The organism is Prevotella sp. HMSC073D09 (genome assembly GCF_001814145.1).
Taxonomy (GTDB): Bacteria; Bacteroidota; Bacteroidia; order Bacteroidales; family Bacteroidaceae; genus Prevotella; species Prevotella conceptionensis.
Genome location: NZ_KV815002.1, coordinates 3,466 through 4,207, shown reverse-complemented (window position 1 = coordinate 4,207; position 742 = coordinate 3,466). Strand labels below are relative to the sequence as shown.

At 44.7% G+C, this 742-nt stretch carries 1 pseudogene; it reads left to right on the top strand.

The annotated features are described in order from the left end of the window. Positions 1-2 precede the first annotated feature (2 nt). A pseudogene (locus HMPREF2955_RS16725) lies at positions 3-95 on the top strand (IS5/IS1182 family transposase); the annotation flags it as partial. Between the last annotated feature and the right edge of the window lie 647 nt (positions 96-742).

Genomic DNA, 742 nt, shown 5'->3' with positions numbered 1-742 from the left:
AAATTCTGCCCCATTTGTCTGTGGCAAAACGTGGTTATGTCTCAAGAAGTAACCTGGTGGAAGTCATTCAACCCATGCCCTACAAGTTGAAAACTAGCTGACAATGCCCGATTACTTCTGTGTTTCCATGGTGCAGTCCCAGTTGGCCGTGGACTGCATGCCCTACAACCGCTCGCGCTGGCGGTAGCAAGCGCACGTGTTTTTCCGTGCCGTTGCACAAAGGCGCGTATGCGGCCTTATCGTCATTTGTCTAATTTTCAGTAAGAATTATAACACAAAAAGTGCCCTTCTCGTCCACCAAACGTCCACCTTTGCGCAAAAAATCGATTCTCGCGAAGGTTTGTTTTAGTGCAAAACGGGGTAGGTTGTGCATGCAGGCAAAATGAATTTTTATTTAAGCTGACCGCCACCAACACCCGTTTTTGGGCCATTTGCAGCAAAATGCAACGCGTTTTGGTGCTAAACGCGGTGCAATATGCCGCTAAACGCAATGCGTTTTGGTGCTAAACGCAAGATAAAATGGTGCAAAATGCAGTGCTAAATACTGCAAAATGCGAGGCGAAAAGCATAAATATCCGCTGCAATGGTATAAATAAAACCTTTTAGAACCATGAAATACATGGCCGAAAAGGGCGAAATAGTGGTTGAAAAGTGAGTTTTTAGGGGTAAAAAGTGGGTAATTGGGCGTAATAAAGATATGAGGTGGCGACCAATCTAGAAAGGTAAAATGGTGCAAAATGCA